Below are 18,675 nucleotides of genomic sequence, written 5' to 3' on the forward strand. Positions count from 1 at the left end.
AATCATCTAGCGCTAATAACATGTATTATATTACGAAAATTCAAATATCACATAACAATCCCTCTTACTTTTAATCACAAACTGTTCTCTATAATCTGATTATTACTATATCCATTGACGTATAAAAATTCATTTGTTACTCTTAAATACGTTAATTTAATATTTAAATCCTCATTCGTATCTCGGTGAGGTAGAGGTTGCAGTCATTAAGAGTATCATTTCAGGAGATGTAGTGGCATTGATGAAGGAATGAGAAAGGAATGGTTGCCGAAGTAAGTCGTGTCCACCATGCACGCTTGCTGGGTCTGCATTTAATAAGTGCAGAACTGTCACAAACGTTTCGTTTGTGGAGAGCTATCGAGAGGTATGTCGTGGGTTTCTTATAAGATAGAAAGCATGTAGCGGCAGATTACGTGCTTTTTTTGTTTTGTTTGGGACTTCTCTTCCTGACTCAGGAAGACATACATATCTCCTCGCTTGACTTGGTTATACTAACTTTGGAGGTATTTTTCTATGCAACAAAAAAAATGGGGCTTTTGGGTACTAACAGCTTTCGTTGTCGGTAACATGGTTGGCGCTGGTATTTTCATGGTACCAAGTACGTTGGCACAAACAGCAAGCCCACTCGGTGTCACTTTAGCTTGGTTAACTACAGGGTTTGGTGTTTTAATGCTAGCTCTTGTTTTCGGTAATTTAGCAATTCGTCGTCCTGATTTAACGACAGGGCCACAAAGTCATGCATATGCTTTATTCTCAACACCAAAAAAGAAAAAAATGGCTGGCTTCAGTATGGTATGGGGATATTGGGTTGCAAACTGGGCAAGTAACGTTGCCATCATTACATCATTTGCGGGATATTTATCACTCTTCTTCCCAATTATGAAAGATACGCGACTACTATTTTCAATCGGCTCGTTTAACGTAGAAGTCGGAAAACTAATTACATTTACGATTTGTTCCATCTTACTTTGGGGAACTCATATTATATTAACAAACGGTGTAAGCGGAGCTGGAAAACTAAACTTCTTAGCAACAACAACGAAAGTAACTGGATTCCTTTTATTCATCGTCGTTACGTTATTTGCATTCGAAGCTTCTAAGTTTGGACAATGGTACACACCGATGATTGATAAATCAGGTGCATCACATGGTCTTCTTTCACAAGTAAATTTAGCTGCTCTTACAACGCTTTGGGCGTTTATCGGAATTGAATCAGCCGTTCTTTTATCAAACCGTGCTGTTTCTCCAAAAACGGTAAAACGTGCAACAGTTGCGGGATTACTTATTACAGTTGCGATTTACCTAGGAATTACAATTTTAACAATGGGTGTACTTCACGTTGATAAATTACAAGCTTCTGAACGTCCATTAGCAGATGCACTAAATGCTGCAATGGGTCACGGCGGCGGGAAACTGATGGCATTACTTGCTCTTACTTCCCTGTTCGGTTCTATCTTAGGCTGGATTTTATTAAGCTCAGAAGTACCTTATCAAGCAGCAAAAGAAGGTTTCTTCCCTTCCTTCTTCACGAAAACAAATAAAAAAGGAAGTCCAATTTACTCATTACGATTAACAAACATTATGTCGCAAGTATTCCTATTCTCAACATTATCAGGAACCATTGCGGAAGCTTATACATTCGTTATTACCGTATCAACACTGGCCTACCTCATTCCATATCTCGTTTCACCAATCTTCCAGTTAAAACTAGTCGCAACTGGTGAAACATATAAAAATGAAATGCGGGCAAGAATTACAGATGGCATAGTCGCAGTTATCGCACTTTGCTACGCACTATGGGTTATTAAAACTGGCGCATCCGATATAAAAACGTTCCTTCTCGGAATTGGTTTATTCGTAATTGGATTTGCTTTCTATCCATTAATGAATCGTGATCAGAAAAAAAATAACGAAAAGAAAAACGGGCAAGTTGCATAACGCAATTTGCTCGTTTTTTCTTTTGTAAAACATATATAATAGAACAAAGAGGTGAAAAACATGTCAATCGAATCGCTATGGAGCAGTCGCTTCCAACAACATATTCAAAATATCATTACATACTTTGCACGTATGATTAACGGTTTACTATATAGCTTTATCTTTATTTCATGCGTTGGCGCATATTATTATGCTCAGTTTCTAAAAGCATCTCCTTCTAAAGGAATATCTTTAATAATTATAACGATTGTACTTACATTCCTTATAACGAGATGCCCTATCCGTACATTTATTCAAAAACCTGATGCTGTCTATTTACTAGCACTAGAAGAGAAATTAACATCTTATTTCAACAAATCTCTTCTATACAATTACATCATTCAGCTTTTCCCATTGTTATTTACGTTCCTTATTCTCGTTCCACTTGCTATGCAATCATTACAATTAACTGTACCTTTTTTATGTACAATCTTTATCGTGTTAATGATTACGAAAGCCTGGAACATGTACATACATTGGATGTGGCGTGATAGTCACGAAAAAAATATATGGCTGATCATTCGTATTACTTGTAACGCCCTAATCATTTACATGCTGTTTTATTCCGCAAATGTTCTCATATTGGGCGGACTACTCTTACTACTTGCTTTCCTACTTCTATATACGAAAAAACAGCCTACAAAACGAATACCGTGGGATTACATAATTGAGCAAGAAGAAAAAATGAACGTTCGTTTTTATCAATTTGCTAGCATTTTCACAGATGTTCCGCAACTGAATAAACAAGTAAATAAAAGAAAATGGCTTACAAATTGGATTGAACCTTTATTACATAAAAAACGAGCAACTTTCTTCTACTTACATACACTAGCATTTTTACGTGGAAATGATTATTTCGGTATATATATTCGCTTAGGATTGATCGGTGCTTTCGCCTTATATTTCATACCAAATATATACGTAAAAGGTGCTATCACTTACATCGTTCTATATATGATCTCTATGCAGCTTCGTTCACTATGGAAATATTTTTCGGGAAATATTATTGCAGCATTATATCCAATCCATACTGAAGAAAGAATGAAACAATTTCTTAGCTTAATCTTTATATTGCTAAGTATTCAACTCATTGTATTTTCGAGTGTTATACTCATTGCTACAGGTCAATTTTTACATAGCCTTATCATTATGATTGTCGGGTTACTCTGGATCAAATTTATTATTGTACCAAAAACGAAGCAACGCGTTTCTTCGTTTTAACGAAAAGAAATATCTTAAACGCCAAGGAGAAAATAAATTATCCTTGGCTTTTTTATTTTGCTTCCTCAAACAAGAATCACTGAAACAACCGATATTTTATGATTTTTACATACAAAAACGATAATACATGTTTACGACCTAATAAAAAGGGTATCTATTAATTAACAGAGTAAAGGAGGGGCCTATATTGTGAATAAAAAAACGGAACAATTGAAGCATCACGTTACTGACAATCAATGCAAACATGCTTTAACAACAAATCAAGGGGTAAAAATAGCTGAAGATGAATTTTCTTTAAAGATGGGCTTAAGAGGCCCAACCTTAATGGAGGATTTTCACTTTCGTGAGAAAATGACCCACTTTGATCACGAACGAATTCCCGAAAGGATTGTTCATGCACGCGGGGTTGGCGCTCATGGTTATTTTCAGCTTTATGAATCTTTAGAAACATATACGAAAGCAGATTTTCTTACTAATCCTTCAAAGAAAACACCTGTATTTGTACGGTTCTCAACCGTTCAAGGTTCTAAAGGATCCAACGACACAGTAAGAGATGTACGCGGATTCGCCACAAAATTTTATACAGATGAAGGAAACTATGATTTAGTGGGTAATAATATGCCAGTATTCTTTATCCAAGATGCTATTAAATTTCCTGATTTTGTCCATGCAGTTAAACCAGAACCACATAATGATATTCCTCAAGGAGCTAGCGCTCATGATACCTTTTGGGACTTTGTTGCTCATAATCCTGAGTCCACTCATATGGTCATGTGGCAAATGAGCGACCGAGCTATTCCGCGTAGTTTACGAATGATGGAAGGTTTTGGAGTTCACACATTTCGACTCATTAACGCAGAAGGAAAAGCCCATTTCGTAAAGTTTCACTGGAAACCTACCCTCGGGATTCATTCATTAGTATGGGATGAAGCTCAAAAGATTGCCGGGAAAAATCCTGATTTTCATCGTCAAGATTTATACGAAGCAATTGAAAAAGGGGATTATCCTGAATGGGAGCTTGGATTACAGCTAATTCCAGAAGAAGATGAACATAAATTTGATTTTGATATTTTAGATCCAACGAAATTATGGCCAGAAGAAGAAGTTCCCGTAAAATTAGTTGGTAAAATGACACTGAACAAAAATGTTGATAACTTCTTTGCTGAAACAGAGCAGGTAGCTTTTCACCCTGGTCATGTCGTACCAGGTATTGATTTTTCAAATGACCCTCTTCTGCAAGGAAGATTATTCTCCTATACAGATACACAATTATCTCGTTTAGGGGGCCCTAATTTCCATCAAATTCCTATTAATCAGCCTGTATGTCCTTTTCATAATAATCAACGTGATGGTATGCATCAAATGCAGATTCATCGCGGTCAAACAAGCTATCATCCTAATGGATTAAATAACAATCAACCTGCAACCGTCCAAGCCGAACAAGGAGGATATGAACATTATCAAGAAAAGATTGATGGGCATAAAATTAGAGGTCGCAGTAAAAGCTTTCTTAACTTTTATTCTCAGGCTAAACTTTTCTACAATAGTATGAGCCCTATTGAAAAGCAGCACATAAAAGAAGCTTTTTGCTTTGAAGTTGGGAAGTGTAAATCAGACATGGTGAAGGCAAATGTAATTGCTCTCTTAAACCACGTCGATCGTCAATTAGCACAAGAAGTCGCTAACATTATTGGAGCTCCTTTACCTAAGGAAAATCACGAAGTAAATTCAGATGCAAAATCACCTGCACTAAGTATGTCCAATACTATTTTTAAATCTGATTCCAAAAATGTTGCAATTCTATTAAATGGTGATCCAAGCGTCTCACTTCTGTCCGAATGGATTCAAGCTTTTGTACAACACCGAATTAACTATAGTATCATAGATAATAAAATTTATCAGTTCAATGATTCCATTAAAGTAACTGATACTTATACAACAACAGACTCCTCCCTTTTTGATGCAGTATTAGTGTTTAGTAGTGAGTCTGTCATTCAACCCCCTGTTTTAGAATTTGCAGAAACTACTTTTAAACATTTTAAACCGATAGCTCATGTCCTTAGTAATCCTCATGCTTTGGACCATAGTAAGATTAAACTGGATGGAGCAGGAGTTTACAACTTAACAAATACTTCAATTGAATCATTTATAGAAGGCATTGCCCAAGGAAGATTCTGGAGCCGATAATATAATATAAGGAGCGGATTAGAATGAGTAAAAAAATTGCTATTTTAATAACGGATTATTTCGAGGATACAGAATACACAGAGCCAGTAGAAGCTTTTAAACAAAAGGGATATGAATTCACAACTATTGAAATGGAAAAAGGGAAAACGGTACACGGTAAGCAAGGAAAAAGTGAAGTCGTGATTGATAAAAGTATTGATGATGTTTCTCCAGAGAACTTTGATGCCCTCTTCATACCGGGTGGATTTTCTCCAGATATACTTCGTGCCGATGAACGTTTTGTTCACTTTAGTAAAGCATTTATGGATGCGGAAAAACCTGTTTTCGCTATTTGTCACGGACCTCAGCTACTCACCACTGCACAAACACTTGAAGGACGCGATGTAACTGGATATAAATCTATTGAAGTCGATTTGAAAAATGCCGGCGGGAACTTTCATGACAAAGAGGTTGTCGTATGTCAAAATCAGCTAGTAACAAGTAGACAGCCAGAGGACATCCCAGCGTTTATTGAAGAATCGTTGCGTATATTAGGATAACTACTTTGGTTAACTAACCTCCTTGTATTTACATGAAAATAATTAATTAGCCCTCACCAACTGGTCGTTTACAGGAAATCCGACCACCACAAATAGCAAGATAAATAAAAAGAGGGGAATCCAAAAGTTCAGTTTTAATAATCTTTTGGATTCCCCCCTTTTCTCGCCCCAAAATTCCTTATCACTTTTCATAGGCATTTCTCATATAGTGAAAATGACTATATAATTCCTATCCATAAGTTAAATAATGATTTCGCACATATATAAATACAAAAGATGGGAGCCCTATTTATGAATAACAATCCACCTTCAACGCCCCAAGACAACTCCGAAAACAATAGCCGTGATATTACACTGCAAACATTAAGGGTCATCGGACTCGTCGTCCTTATTAGTGGTTATATCCTCGTTGCGCTCTCTGAAGTAGGTGAGCTGAAAGTCTTATTAACAAACCCAAATAGCAATCCTGATTTAGCTGAAGTTGATCCGTTTTAAAAGCCATATGAAAAGCGATTTCTAGCATCGCTTTTCATATCGTTTTATCCAATCTGAGAAACCTCCCCCTCATACTTCTCTTTCCCTATCGCCTTCATAAATAATAAAATACTGCTCATACCAACGATAAAGTACAGAGCACTCATGCCCCAAGATGCAATAAATGAACCTAGCATAACACCTAATGCCCCGTTCATTTTTGCAACTTGAAAGACCATTCCGTTAATCGCCATATAAGAACCTCTTGCCTCATTTGGCACCATATCTGCCATAATAGATTGACGCACTGGCACATACATCATCTCGCCTACCGTTTGGAAAAGCCCTGCAATTAATAAAATCCATAAGCTATTGCTCGTTCCGAGTATTGTAAATCCAATCGTGTAAATAAATAAGCCTACATATAAGATTTTCAAATCGTTGAAGCTTTTCAGCATTTTAATAAGAAGTGCTGAACATAACACAACTAAAATTGTATTCTCTGCAGAAATCCAGCTCAACATGCGAATCCCTGTTAAATCAAACGTAAAACCATTCCCGAATAAAAAGTGAACCGTTTCAAATTCCTTCTGCAAACGTACCCCTAAATAATTATTAATTTGAAACTCTAACGATAATGTACATATACTCGCTGCACAAAAAATTAAAAATGCTTTATCTTTCATCACGACTTTATAACTATCTGCCATATCTTTTAATACATTTTTCTTCTCCATCGTTTTTCGTGCTACATACACTTCTTCCATATACACAGCCATCACATATAAAGTCATAATGGCAACAAGAGTTAATACGATAAACAATTGTAATCTATAGTTTTCAAATAGTAATCCACCAAATATCGCTCCAATTGCAATGGATAAGTTAATAGCCCAGTAATTAATGCTGTACATCACTTTTCGATTTTCAAGTGTACTCACATCAATTAACATCGCCTCTGTCGCAGGATTCATAAGTCCAGACCCTAAACTATTCACTAGCATAAAGATAAATGTTAACCACGGTGAGTCAACGTAATCCGAATTCGCAACTCCCATACAAGCAATGGAAATGACTTGTATACTTTGACCGATAATCATAACCTTTTTACGCCCAAGCCGGTCTCCAACATATCCACCGTATAAACCAATTACTAATGAAGCTATGACATTAATAAGTAGTAACGCACCAGCAATCGCGCTACCTAACTTTACGGAAAAATAAATCGCCATAAATGGAAAAATCATCGTGGACACAGTACGTGTTAAAAACGATGTTATAATTCTAATTTTTATATTTCGATGCATACTCCAAAATCCCATTGTTTCCCCTCCTTATGCTTACTTATTTTACTTTGAAAAAAAGGAAGAAAAAGGTTAGAATATTCTAAAGAGTTTCCCCTTTTATGATAGAAGGAAGTGTATATATGAAAATTATGGACTATTACATTAGACTAAGACTACATGCACAAGATCAACAACATATGCGAAATAGCTTACAAGAATTAGCGGATGTTTTATATTGCAGTACGAAAAACGTAAAGATTTTATTAAAGAAAATGAGCGAGGAGCAATTAATTAGCTGGACTCCAGGGCGAGGCCGCGGAAATAAAACGGAAATTCTATTTATACATAATTTCGTAGAAGCGATTGAGTCCTATACAGATGAACTGTTAGCACAAGAAAAATTAAAAGATATCTTTCTTCTTTTAAAAGAACCCCTACCCCTTGCACTTCAAAAAAAGATAGAAAATAAACTACATCATCATTTTGGATACGAACCTTCAAATGATATGTACGACGTATTAAAGATTCCTATATCGAGAAAGATATTCCCATTAGATCCGGCTTTTGTGGCTGTAACTACAGAGAGTCATCTTACGAGTCAAATTTTTGATACGTTAGTTGTCTATAACGATGTTACTGAAAAAATGGAGCCTCACATTGCGCATACGTGGGAATTAAGTGAAGATGGACTTACGTGGACCTTTTATTTACGAAAAGATATATATTTTCACAATGAATCAATTTTAACTTCTAAAGATGTACAGTTTTCATTTGAAAGACTAAAGCAAGTTCAATCCCCTTTCGAATGGTTAACAGAAGAAATTGTTGAAATTGAAACACCATCACCACTGCAAATTCGATTCCATTTAGCAAAACCAAATTTATTTTTCTTACACTATGTAAGTTCAATGCAGCTCGCAATTTTACCGCGTGATACGAGTATTCAAAATCATCATTATATAGGTACTGGACCTTTCAAACTTGCTCATTACTCTGAAGATAATATCATACTCGAAGCGTTCACCCATTATTTTAAAGAGCGCGCGTTATTAGACCGTATTGAATTTTGGGGTATTCCTGACCATGTGCAAATAGATGCTGATTATGAACTACCAAACGAAGAGGAAAATGAAAGGCATGATATACAAATAGAAGAAATAGGTTGTATTTATGCTAGCTTCAACTTTACAAAACCTGGTCCTCATCACGACATTTACTTTCGAAAAGCTTGGAGAGAACTATATGATGTTGAAATGATACTTCGTAACATAGAGGGTAGACGGACAATTGCTGCATCAAGCTTTTTCCCTGATAGAAGCCGCCTTGCAACAAGAAGATCCTACTCTTTAGAAAAGGCAAAAGAGTATTTGAAAAAGAGTACATATAATGGAGAAACGATACATATTTACTTCTTCGCATTTAAAGATAGTGCAAATGATGCGTATTTCTTAAAAGAACGATGTGAAAGTTTAGGTATACAAGTAGAGCTTCACCCATTTCCCGTTTCAGATTATATGAATCGCTCTATTGATAAACATGCTCATATTATTTTCATGGGAGAAGTATTTGCTGCCAATCATGAAATTGCATTCTTAAATGTATTTAAAAATAAAAGTTGCTTCGTAAATCGGTTCATGGACCCGCACTACGAAAAACAAATTAACTGTTTACTAGATACATTTTTACTAGAAAAAAATAAAGAAAAGCGTTATGAACTCATGTATGAGATTGAAGAGTTTTTACAAGCAGAACACATCATTTTATTTAACTATCACGTTTTAAAAAGAAAAACATACCCTTCTTCTTTAAAAAACGTAACAATTGATTCATTCGGTTGGGCAAATTTTGCGAAGTTATGGATACAGCCATCCATGTCTTAAAATGTGAGTCATTATAAAAGGAGAAGGTACTACATCCTTAGCAGTACCTTCTTCACATACTATTATTTAATTACTCCATCTAAGTGATCTTTCAAGTTCACTAAAAACTTCTCTATATCCGGATTCTTCACCACATCATAACAAGCAAAACTCTTTAACGGACTCATACCGAGAAACTTTTGCACGCGATGTAAATGACTAAGCGCTGATTCTAAACTTTCTCCTTCAAAGAACTTTGTCTTATCTCCAAATGCTTTTTCAGGTGCATTCCAAGTTGTAGAGAACATATACTCTTTCTCTTTTAATAAACCACCTGTTCCATATTCATCTGCACCTTTAAAGAACAAACCGTATTCATATACTTCATCCATATACGTTTTAAATAAGCCTGGAACACTAAACCAGTAAATTGGTGTTTGATAAATCACAACATCAGCCCATAAAAACTTATCTTGTTCTTCTTTAATATTGTAACCATCTTGAATCGTTGTTGTTTTCACATGATGATTCTCGCCTAATACAGTAACCATATAATCTACTAACGTTTTATTTAATCGTCCTTCCTTTGTACCGTATTTTTCATGTCCATTTATAATAAATATATTTTTCATCGTTTTTCTCTCCCCTATATGATCTACTCTTCAGCTATTAAGCCGAGTTGCTGCTGTAGTGTAAGATTATCTTCTAAATGCCAATCGTCTGTTATCTTTCCGTCTTTCACATGTAAAATATCAATTGCAAAAAAATTAATTTTCTTACCATTATGCGTTCCTGTAAAAGAAAGACGGGCCGTTACTTTATCACCAACAACTAATAAGTCTTCAATCTCGCAATGTATATCAGGCACAACTTTACGAAAATTTTGCGCTGCAAACTTTAATCCTTCAATGCCTTGTGGTCGCCCTTTCGGCAATGTATTATCGAAGAAATCTTTAGTAACAGTCTGCGGAATAAGTTCCTCCTTACCTGTATCCCAAAATGCATAAAAACGCTGCGCCGCATGAACCATTTCTGTCGCTTCTTTTTTACTTAGTGAGGGATCAATTGTCATTGCTTTTGGCTTTGGCATTTCTTTTAATAACTGAACTTCAGTTTTTTGTTCCACACCACATGCTACAAGCACAATACAAATAACAAACAAACTAAGAAATCCAAGTAACTTTTTTAACCCCATGGAAATCACCACCTCCTTATATAAATCCTTTTTGTTTCGTATTGCTATTGTATATGCACTAACTTCCTTTATGGAAGTAGTGATATTTTTTTCATATAGTTACCAAAAGTATAGTTTTGTGATACTATAAAGCAAATTCATCCAAAAAAATTTTATGGAGGCTAGTTCCATGAGCAATATAGATCCAGTTGAATTAACGAAAGGTTTACCGGGCATACCTTGCCCTATCGCTAAAACGCTTGATGTAATTAGTACAAAATGGACGTTTTTAATCATTCGTGATCTTCTTATCGAAGGAACATTACGCTTTAGTGATTTACAAAAATCAATGGATGGTATTAGTCCAAAAACATTATCACTTCGACTAAAAGAATTAGAGTCTCAAGGCATTATAACGAGAAAAGTATATCCAGAAGTTCCGCCTCGTGTAGAGTACACATTAACGGATAAAGGAAAGCAATTAGAGGGGATTTTTATTGAATTAAAACGGTTTGGATTAAGCTTATAAAACAAAAAAGCCTTACCGTTAAAGTGAAGTGAACCCGAATAGTGGTACATGAAAAAAATAAGAGTTCATTACCCAGAAGAAGTAAAGTGGAAAGTGATTGAAATGAAAAAGGATGGGTATTCCAATCGGACCATTATGGAGAAACTCGGAATTAAAAATGTTTCCCAAATTAAGACATAGATGAAATGAAATGAAATGGTATCGTACAGATCAAACGTATCGGTTTCCACAACCTGTAGGAAAACAATATTCTTATGGAAAAAGACCAAAAGAGCTCAGTGAATTAGAATAGCTACGTATAGAAAATAAACACCTAAAACAAAATTACTTGTATGGGGAAAGTATCTGGAAATCGAAAGGGGCTGAAATCAGAAACTGTAGTTACTTTATGGAAAAATGTACAAACAAAAATAACAGTAAAAGAATTGCGTAACGTATTAGAATTACCCCGTTCCATATTTTATCGCTCATTACAACGAACGGAAGATCTGAAAGATGATATAGGGGTACAGACACATCGCCATCAAGCTAACAGAACAGATTGCCCCTAAACGAAAATTTTGTAGCTTTTTTAGCACGGAATTTCATTATTATCGTTTTTTTATGTTTCTTAACTTGATAGAGGTGTGGTGGATCCTTTTTTAGAAGTAAATACTTCTAACACCTTGTAGTATTTGAAGATCAATTTTATCTGCTTTTGTCCTTTGAATTATAAAATCTAATCCATTTTTAGTATTGTCCGCATATTTAGGCATTGCTTCAAGAGTATCTGTCAATGGTTTGGTGAAATCGTCCCAATGTATTGGAATAACAAGCTTCGGTTGTACTTTTCGTACAGTTTGCTCGTAATACATATTTAGGAAAGCACTTTCCTGCTTTCCTAATCCCCCTATTCCTAAAAACAGGACATCAGCTCGAATATCATCTAATACACCTTCTATATAGTTAGCACTTGGTTTAACAAGGAAAGTTTTATTATTATACGTAATCAAGTAATCATATGAAGAGTCTTCATGATAGTCTAGTGCTTTAGCTGGTTGTTTAAGTGGCTTTTTTATTTTTTCTCCTTCATCAAAGGTTGGTGAATGTTTCGATGGAAGGACAGTAACAGTAAAATCACCAAACTTCATAGCCCTATTTACTTCATATACAGACATCTGGTTCTTATTTATATCACCACCAATACCTATGTTAATTGCTGACTCTGAACCATATACATGTGTTCCAGTTCGTTTAGCTATATAAGCTAAATCAAACGCATGATCATAATGTGTATGTGCAATAAATAATCCCTTAAGTTTATTATTATCAGCCCCTATTTGATTAAAAATTTTATCCACAGTATCTTCATCTGTTTTTATATTGCTGAACAATATTTTTGGTAAGGATGGCCTAGAAATAAAACCATCAATCATTACTTGCGTATTTCCATCATCAAATAGTAAAGATGATGTTCCTAAGAATGTGACCTTTACCTCACCGTGATTCAATACTTTTTGTGTTGTTTTTGGAGCATAATATGCCTTGTATTGTTGAATATCTGCTGAAGGTGTTAAAAACTTATAATAAACGAAAATAGAAGCGATTAGTACTAGTACTAGTACTCCTATAAAAAACACGCTTAATTTTTTTCTTAATTTATATTTCAAAAAACATTCTCCTTTCTAGACAAAAGATATTATTATTTGACTGTGCTAAATCCTCCTACTTGAGGTTACCACAAAGTATCTATAAAAATTAAAAAACGCCATCCTTTCCTACGATTCTACAGAAAGAATAGCTTATTTTTTCATTTTAGGAGGAATTTTGTTTTCTTAGCTTGATAGCGATGTGGCGGTACCCCATATAGAAAAAAACGATTCCCTACACGTTAAGGGTATCGGCTTTTGTTCATTTCATTATTCTTTAGAACTTGATAGGTTGTATTTCCTAATTTTATTACGCAATATCAAAAGAATTTATTATTTATACACAATTCTAAAATACGAATTAACAGTTAATATATAATATCCAAAATAGATTATGCAATATGCAATAGAACTAATGGAAATAGGAATCATAATACTGTATATAGGCATGTTGTTTATTATTGGTAAAGCAAATAAGCTATGAGTAAGTCCGACTATTATAGGTGAAATAAAACTAAAGCTAACTTGGTTAGAAATTGACTTTCTTACTTCTTTTTTCGTAACACCTATCTTACGAAGAACCTCATAGTATTTCTGATTAGCATGTGCTTCAGATAGTTGTTTATAATAAATAATAGAACCAGTTGCTAGTACAAATATAATTCCTAAAAAGCTTCCAATAAATAATGTAACTCCATACAGTTGCATAAAATCTTCATTTGTTTCAGATTGCCCTACATAATATCCTGATACAACTGTACTAACAGCCGTTAAAGCTGTGGCACTTAAGATAGCAATAGTCGCAAGTAATTTGGCATTTCCTTTTACTCGATATAACAACTGTGAAATATTTAGTATATTCATACCGTTAAAATAGATATTGCTCTTACTTTTAATTTTCTTTAATACAATAACTGTATAAGACGTGAATAGACAGTAGGTTGCAAGAACAATCGCAATCAAAATACATAACGGGATTATTTTAGGATCCATTAGCGGACGCATAGGGTCCTCAGGGTTCTGCACAAATTTTACGACTTCGCGAAAAAAGAATGCTAAAACATAACCAAAGCCAATTAAAATAAGACCTATATATGCCAAATATTTAGATCCTTTTGGCATACTCTCTCCTTTATGATTCGCTTGGAACATTTCAATTAATGGAAATTGATAAATTAAGCGCGAGTTTTTCCAAGCTGTATATAATAGAATCGATAAAAAAACAATAATTGTGTCTATTATGGCCTTTATAGATAACTCGAACGTAATTGGCACATTTAATTTCATCAAACTCATTAGAAGTTCTAAAAATAACTTAAAACTTATACTGCCAATCAATATCCCAACTATTAAAGCTACGCCCCCCATTATTAATGTTTCACAAAATAACATCGTACCAATTTGTTTTTTAGTAATACCTAGTAAAGAATATAACCCTATCTCTTTTTTACGTTTTCTTATAAAAAAATTAGTAGAGTAAATAATAAATATGGCTATAAAAATAATGAGTATCACTTTTGAAGACTGAAGAACACTATTAATCATTACATTATTAAGCATTTCTTTTTTTATTTGCGTACTATATCGAAGTGACGCAAATATAAAATAAATCAGCATACTCGAAGCTAAAGATATAAAATAAAGTATATACTCCTTAAAATTTCGCCTTATATTTCGTTGAACGATTTCAATTAAAATCATTTATTTTAACCTCCTAAAAACTATTTCTACAAAATATACATTATTTTAATCACACATTATGTTATAAATGGCCATATTAGATAAGATCATCAGCCTTATCTTCAGAAATGGAAGACATTACATCAATGACTTGTTGGAAGAATTGCTTACGTGTTAATTCTCCACGGTGTAATTCTTTATATAATTCACCATCTTTAATCATAATCACTCGTTTACAATAACTTGCCGCAAACGCATCATGCGTTACCATTAATATGGTTGAGTTATCATATTCATTTAATGACTTCATACTTTCTAATAAATCCGTTGCTGATTTAGAGTCAAGCGCCCCAGTTGGCTCATCCCCAAAAATCATACTCGGATTCGTAACCATGGCACGTGATGCTGCGCAGCGTTGTTTCTGTCCCCCAGATACTTGATATGGGTATTGACTTAAGATATGATCCATGCCAAACTTCTTAGAGATTTCAAGAACAAGCCGATCAATTTCACTAACCTTCACCTTTGATAAAGCGAGAGGCAATGCGATATTTTCTTTGACCGTTAACGTATCTAATAAGTTATAATCTTGAAAAATAAAACCTAAATGATTGCGCCGAAATAATGCCAACGTATCATCACTCATTTTTACAATATCTTTTCCATCTATTAAAATCTCACCACTCGTCACATGATCAATTGTCGAAAGAACATTTAATAGAGTTGTCTTACCTGAACCAGAAGGGCCCATAATTCCAACAAATTCTCCTTCTTTTACTTGTAAGTTAATCCCTTTTAACGCTTCAAATGTATTTCCACCTGTGTCATATACTTTTTTAATATTTTTTGCTTCTAGCACTGTTTTCATTTTATATTCCTCTCTCCTCTTAGTATTTACAGCCAAGAAATCTATATAAAATTAGAATTAAGATTGTTTAAATTTTTGCTTATATCATGAAAATCCTTATTTTTAAAAAGAGTAAATACTCATAGGGGTATTTACTCTTTTCTAAAATATCTTATCTTTCACCTACAACTATTATTCATATCGTAGACAATCAATTGGGTCTAGTTTAGCTGCTTTATTTGCTGGAAGTATACCAGAGGCAATGCCAATCAATATAGATATTCCAACAGATAGTAGACCGAGATTTACAGAAATAACAAGTGGCCATCCACCTACGATTGCCGATACCCAAGCAAAGAAAATACCTAACACAAAACCAATTACTCCACCTAATGCTGTTAAAATACAAGCTTCAATAAGAAATTGCATTAATATTTCCCTTCTCGTTGCACCAAGTGCTTTTCGAACACCTATTTCACGTGTACGCTCTGTAACAGATACAAGCATGATATTCATCACACCAATACCACCTACGATTAAAGAGATTCCAGCAACACCAGTGAATACCATTTTCATCGTATCTAATGATTCTTCTACGACCAAATCGTTTTTTGTCTCATCCTCTACTGTAAATAGATGCTCAAATTCTGGTGGTTTCAATCCATTTAATACAGATACAGCTTGTTTCCCTACAATTTCTCGCTCGCTAGAAGAAGATAACTTAATGGTCACTGCATTATATTCCTCAACACCTGAGATCAACGGTGCATTGTCAACCGAGGTATATCCTGCATACACATTTGATTGCCATATATTATCATATTTGTACACCCCGACAATATTATATGGTTTTCCTTTTATATCTATATATAAATCATTTTCCCATGTATCATATAGTTTTTTAAATAGAGCTTCACTGATAATCAAAACAGGAATTGGTTTTTCCAGCTCAGTCTCTGTTAACTCACGCCCATGTATCATTCGTAGTTTGTGATCCTGCATAAAATTACCTGTTCCCACATTTAAATTAAGAGAAGCTTCTTTTGAACCTACATATGCTTTTACGTCCATATTTACATGTGGGTACACATCCTTTACACCTGGTATTACTTCTAATTGCTTTACCATATCTGGTGTAATCTTCGCTATTTCCAGCGGAAAATCTGGGTTGATATACTCTATATTAATTTCATCCATATGGCGGCTCTCTTCAATCTCTTTTTGCATCTTTGCAGTATTTCCATCCCCCGTTGCGAGAATTGTAATAATCGCACTGATTCCAATAATAATTCCCAGCATCGTTAAAATAGATCTCATTTTATGGGCAAAGATAGAAGAGATAGCCATACGTATATTTTCATGTATATTCAATTTTATTCTCTCCAATCCTGAACAATGTTTCCGTCACGAATAACGATTTGACGTGCTGCGGCTTCCCCGATTTCACGATCGTGAGTAATCATAATAATCGTTGAACCTTGCTTGTTTAATTCATAAAATAGATTTACAATTTGTTCACTTGTTTTCGTATCTAGTGCACCTGTTGGTTCATCTGCCAAAATAAATTTCGGGTTATTTACAATTGCGCGTGCAACTGCAACGCGTTGTTTTTGTCCACCTGACAATTCATTTGGAAAGTGGGTAGCGCGATCAGCTAAACCAACTTTTGTTAAGGCTGCTAATGAACGCTCTTGTCTTTCCTTTTTATCGACTCCCGCATAAATAAGTGGTAATTCAATGTTTTGCAACGCTGTAAGTCGTGGCAGTAACATGAAGTTTTGAAATACGAATCCAATCTCTTTATTACGAACATGCGCAAGCTCGGTTTCAGACATGTTTGAAATATTTTGTCCAGCTAATTCATAGGAACCTGTCGTAGGCTTATCTAAACACCCAATAATATTCATTAATGTTGATTTACCAGAACCAGAAGGCCCCATGATAGAAGTGAAATCTCCCTGATTTAGCGTTACATCAATTCCGTGCAATATTTGAATGGATTCTTCACCATTTTGAAAAGATTTTGTAATGCCTTGTAAATTAATCATTGCGTGGCAACCTCCATACCATCTTTTAGATTTACAGTAGGTCTAGAGATAATTTTTTCTCCTTTTTTCACTCCGGAAATTTTTGCTTCATTACTTGTTTCAAATTCAACCGTAACAACTTGTTCTTTTGCTTTTCCGTCTTTTACAACAAAGACAACGTTTTTATCACCTTTTTTTAAAATACTGGTCTTTGGAATGACTGTACCCTTTGCTTCGCCTGATTTAGTTTCTACGTATACGTGGAAACCATTTTGTAAGCCTTCACTATTGTCTAACGTCACAGTAAATGGATAACTAGAAACTGTTTTGTTTTCATCCATACTTTTTAATGGTGTAGAACCAATTTCTGTTACTTTTCCTGTCCATGTTTTACCCGCTACAGTTTTTGATGAAACTGTTATTTCTTGTCCAATTTTTACATTAGCAAGTTCAAATTCAGACATTTGACCTGCTACTTTAAATGGACCTGCATGGCGAAGTGTAATTCCGCTCATACCGTTTCTTTCATTAGAAGCTGTAATAATATCATCAATTACACCGTCAGCAGGACTCATAACAGAAAGTGTGTTTACTTTCTCTTTTGCTACTTTAATCATTTCATCCGCTTTTTCTACTTCAAACTTCTTCATTTCAAGCTGTGATTCTAATTGTTGAATTTCAATCTCTGACGCTTTTACTGCTTCTGCAGGAAGACCAGCATTTTTATCTTTTTGTAGCTTTTGTTTTGCTGCATCAATTTGTTTTTGTTGTAATGTTACTTCTTTTTGTGCAATTTTCTTTTGCATTTCCACTTCTGTTACACCTTGTTTAACAGTTGGATCATTGTATTTAAACAGAAGCTGTCCTTTCTTTACTTCATCGCCTTTTTTAACAGCTAGTTCATTCGTACCTTTTGTTGGATCAAATGAAATGATCTCCATTCCATTTGGAATCACTTCACCAGCAAACTTTTGCTTATTTTCGATTTGTTTTTCTAGTACTTCAGATGTTTTATAGGTCATAACTGGTTCAGAACTTCCGGCAAAATTCATATAAGCCCCAGCTCCTATACCAACTGTTAATACACCAACAATGACTACCTTATTTACTGTCTTCATATTATCCTCACTATTTCTTGTACTTTATTTTTGGAGACCATTATTTCCGTTTGTATAATTAGTTAACATTTTTAGAAATTATATATAAATTAGATTTCAAAGTATTAACATATCTCTTTTAAAATCAAA

At 34.4% G+C, this 18,675-nt stretch carries 16 protein-coding genes, 1 pseudogene and 1 riboswitch; of the genes and pseudogenes, 8 read left to right on the plus strand and 9 right to left on the minus strand.

Annotated features, from left to right (window positions below):
- The first annotated feature begins 183 nt into the window (after positions 1 to 183).
- A riboswitch (Lysine riboswitch) is annotated at positions 184 to 365 on the plus strand.
- 148 nt (positions 366 to 513) lie between these two features.
- The 5 genes from ACK1U5_RS14360 to ACK1U5_RS14380 all read left to right on the plus strand — a co-directional run bounded on the left by ACK1U5_RS14360 (position 514) and on the right by ACK1U5_RS14380 (position 6,419).
- Positions 514 to 1,938: an amino acid permease gene (locus ACK1U5_RS14360; RefSeq protein WP_001186301.1), complete on the plus strand. Its 1,425-nt coding sequence runs from the start codon at positions 514 to 516 to the stop codon at positions 1,936 to 1,938.
- A gap of 60 nt (positions 1,939 to 1,998) precedes the next feature.
- Entirely contained in the window at positions 1,999 to 3,198 is a 1,200-nt protein-coding gene (locus ACK1U5_RS14365; RefSeq protein ID WP_113710790.1) for an ABC transporter permease, read from the plus strand.
- A 189-nt stretch (positions 3,199 to 3,387) separates the two neighbouring features.
- Positions 3,388 to 5,385: a catalase gene (locus ACK1U5_RS14370; RefSeq protein WP_097814287.1), complete on the plus strand. Its 1,998-nt coding sequence runs from the start codon at positions 3,388 to 3,390 to the stop codon at positions 5,383 to 5,385.
- A 23-nt stretch (positions 5,386 to 5,408) separates the two neighbouring features.
- Positions 5,409 to 5,924: a type 1 glutamine amidotransferase domain-containing protein gene (locus ACK1U5_RS14375; RefSeq protein ID WP_113710791.1), complete on the plus strand. Its 516-nt coding sequence runs from the start codon at positions 5,409 to 5,411 to the stop codon at positions 5,922 to 5,924.
- A gap of 291 nt (positions 5,925 to 6,215) precedes the next feature.
- Positions 6,216 to 6,419, plus strand: a complete 204-nt coding sequence (locus ACK1U5_RS14380) for a hypothetical protein (RefSeq protein WP_001063872.1) — start codon at positions 6,216 to 6,218, stop codon at positions 6,417 to 6,419.
- 44 nt (positions 6,420 to 6,463) lie between these two features.
- Here ACK1U5_RS14380 and ACK1U5_RS14385 read toward each other — a convergent pair whose 3' ends face one another.
- Positions 6,464 to 7,720 carry an MDR family MFS transporter gene (locus ACK1U5_RS14385; RefSeq protein ID WP_113710792.1) on the minus strand — a complete coding sequence of 419 codons (1,257 nt, stop codon included), beginning with the start codon at positions 7,718 to 7,720 and terminating at the stop codon, positions 6,464 to 6,466.
- 83 nt (positions 7,721 to 7,803) lie between these two features.
- Here ACK1U5_RS14385 and ACK1U5_RS14390 point away from each other — a divergent pair, with 83 nt between their 5' ends.
- Positions 7,804 to 9,564, plus strand: a complete 1,761-nt coding sequence (locus ACK1U5_RS14390) for an SgrR family transcriptional regulator (protein ID WP_113710793.1) — start codon at positions 7,804 to 7,806, stop codon at positions 9,562 to 9,564.
- A gap of 62 nt (positions 9,565 to 9,626) precedes the next feature.
- Here ACK1U5_RS14390 and ACK1U5_RS14395 read toward each other — a convergent pair whose 3' ends face one another.
- Both ACK1U5_RS14395 and ACK1U5_RS14400 read right to left on the minus strand, forming a co-directional pair.
- Positions 9,627 to 10,175, minus strand: a complete 549-nt coding sequence (locus ACK1U5_RS14395; RefSeq protein ID WP_000789179.1) for an NAD(P)H-dependent oxidoreductase — start codon at positions 10,173 to 10,175, stop codon at positions 9,627 to 9,629.
- A gap of 23 nt (positions 10,176 to 10,198) precedes the next feature.
- On the minus strand, positions 10,199 to 10,738 hold the full coding sequence (locus ACK1U5_RS14400; RefSeq protein ID WP_000523324.1) for an ester cyclase: 540 nt from the start codon (positions 10,736 to 10,738) through the stop codon (positions 10,199 to 10,201).
- Positions 10,739 to 10,907: 169 nt separating this feature from the next.
- Here ACK1U5_RS14400 and ACK1U5_RS14405 point away from each other — a divergent pair, with 169 nt between their 5' ends.
- Positions 10,908 to 11,246, plus strand: a complete 339-nt coding sequence (locus ACK1U5_RS14405) for a winged helix-turn-helix transcriptional regulator (protein ID WP_000065115.1) — start codon at positions 10,908 to 10,910, stop codon at positions 11,244 to 11,246.
- A gap of 48 nt (positions 11,247 to 11,294) precedes the next feature.
- A pseudogene (locus ACK1U5_RS14410) lies at positions 11,295 to 11,749 on the plus strand (IS3-like element ISBt2 family transposase); the annotation flags it as partial.
- A 138-nt stretch (positions 11,750 to 11,887) separates the two neighbouring features.
- Here the strand turns inward: ACK1U5_RS14410 and ACK1U5_RS14415 are convergent.
- From ACK1U5_RS14415 to ACK1U5_RS14440, 6 genes are all read right to left on the minus strand, one after another.
- Positions 11,888 to 12,895 (minus strand): MBL fold metallo-hydrolase, encoded by a 1,008-nt coding sequence (locus tag ACK1U5_RS14415; RefSeq protein WP_113710794.1) that lies wholly within the window; start codon positions 12,893 to 12,895, stop codon positions 11,888 to 11,890.
- A 312-nt stretch (positions 12,896 to 13,207) separates the two neighbouring features.
- Positions 13,208 to 14,575 carry an FtsX-like permease family protein gene (locus ACK1U5_RS14420; protein WP_448814826.1) on the minus strand — a complete coding sequence of 456 codons (1,368 nt, stop codon included), beginning with the start codon at positions 14,573 to 14,575 and terminating at the stop codon, positions 13,208 to 13,210.
- Positions 14,576 to 14,651: 76 nt separating this feature from the next.
- Positions 14,652 to 15,422: an ABC transporter ATP-binding protein gene (locus ACK1U5_RS14425; RefSeq protein ID WP_000859665.1), complete on the minus strand. Its 771-nt coding sequence runs from the start codon at positions 15,420 to 15,422 to the stop codon at positions 14,652 to 14,654.
- Positions 15,423 to 15,593: 171 nt separating this feature from the next.
- Positions 15,594 to 16,772 (minus strand): ABC transporter permease, encoded by a 1,179-nt coding sequence (locus ACK1U5_RS14430; RefSeq protein ID WP_113710795.1) that lies wholly within the window; start codon positions 16,770 to 16,772, stop codon positions 15,594 to 15,596.
- A gap of 2 nt (positions 16,773 to 16,774) precedes the next feature.
- Positions 16,775 to 17,449, minus strand: coding sequence for an ABC transporter ATP-binding protein (locus tag ACK1U5_RS14435; RefSeq protein WP_000609180.1), 675 nt, complete (start codon positions 17,447 to 17,449; stop codon positions 16,775 to 16,777).
- Positions 17,446 to 18,546: an efflux RND transporter periplasmic adaptor subunit gene (locus ACK1U5_RS14440; RefSeq protein WP_000859791.1), complete on the minus strand. Its 1,101-nt coding sequence runs from the start codon at positions 18,544 to 18,546 to the stop codon at positions 17,446 to 17,448. Before ACK1U5_RS14440 ends, ACK1U5_RS14435 begins: the two co-directional genes overlap by 4 nt.
- Between the last annotated feature and the right edge of the window lie 129 nt (positions 18,547 to 18,675).

It is taken from the genome of Bacillus sp. XB1 (assembly GCF_053557995.1).

What these genes read in the sequence shown, in the direction of transcription:
- ACK1U5_RS14360 (WP_001186301.1), top strand. Translation starts at nt 514, where the DNA reads ATGCAACAAAAAAAATGGGGCTTTTGGGTACTAACAGCTTTCGTTGTC.
- ACK1U5_RS14365 (WP_113710790.1), top strand. Translation starts at nt 1,999, where the DNA reads ATGTCAATCGAATCGCTATGGAGCAGTCGCTTCCAACAACATATTCAA.
- ACK1U5_RS14375 (WP_113710791.1), top strand. Translation starts at nt 5,409, where the DNA reads ATGAGTAAAAAAATTGCTATTTTAATAACGGATTATTTCGAGGATACA.
- ACK1U5_RS14380 (WP_001063872.1), top strand. Translation starts at nt 6,216, where the DNA reads ATGAATAACAATCCACCTTCAACGCCCCAAGACAACTCCGAAAACAAT.
- ACK1U5_RS14385 (WP_113710792.1), bottom strand. Translation starts at nt 7,720, where the DNA reads ATGGGATTTTGGAGTATGCATCGAAATATAAAAATTAGAATTATAACA.
- ACK1U5_RS14390 (WP_113710793.1), top strand. Translation starts at nt 7,804, where the DNA reads ATGATAGAAGGAAGTGTATATATGAAAATTATGGACTATTACATTAGA.
- ACK1U5_RS14395 (WP_000789179.1), bottom strand. Translation starts at nt 10,175, where the DNA reads ATGAAAAATATATTTATTATAAATGGACATGAAAAATACGGTACAAAG.
- ACK1U5_RS14400 (WP_000523324.1), bottom strand. Translation starts at nt 10,738, where the DNA reads ATGGGGTTAAAAAAGTTACTTGGATTTCTTAGTTTGTTTGTTATTTGT.
- ACK1U5_RS14405 (WP_000065115.1), top strand. Translation starts at nt 10,908, where the DNA reads ATGAGCAATATAGATCCAGTTGAATTAACGAAAGGTTTACCGGGCATA.
- ACK1U5_RS14420 (WP_448814826.1), bottom strand. Translation starts at nt 14,575, where the DNA reads ATGATTTTAATTGAAATCGTTCAACGAAATATAAGGCGAAATTTTAAG.
- ACK1U5_RS14425 (WP_000859665.1), bottom strand. Translation starts at nt 15,422, where the DNA reads ATGAAAACAGTGCTAGAAGCAAAAAATATTAAAAAAGTATATGACACA.
- ACK1U5_RS14435 (WP_000609180.1), bottom strand. Translation starts at nt 17,449, where the DNA reads ATGATTAATTTACAAGGCATTACAAAATCTTTTCAAAATGGTGAAGAA.
- ACK1U5_RS14440 (WP_000859791.1), bottom strand. Translation starts at nt 18,546, where the DNA reads ATGAAGACAGTAAATAAGGTAGTCATTGTTGGTGTATTAACAGTTGGT.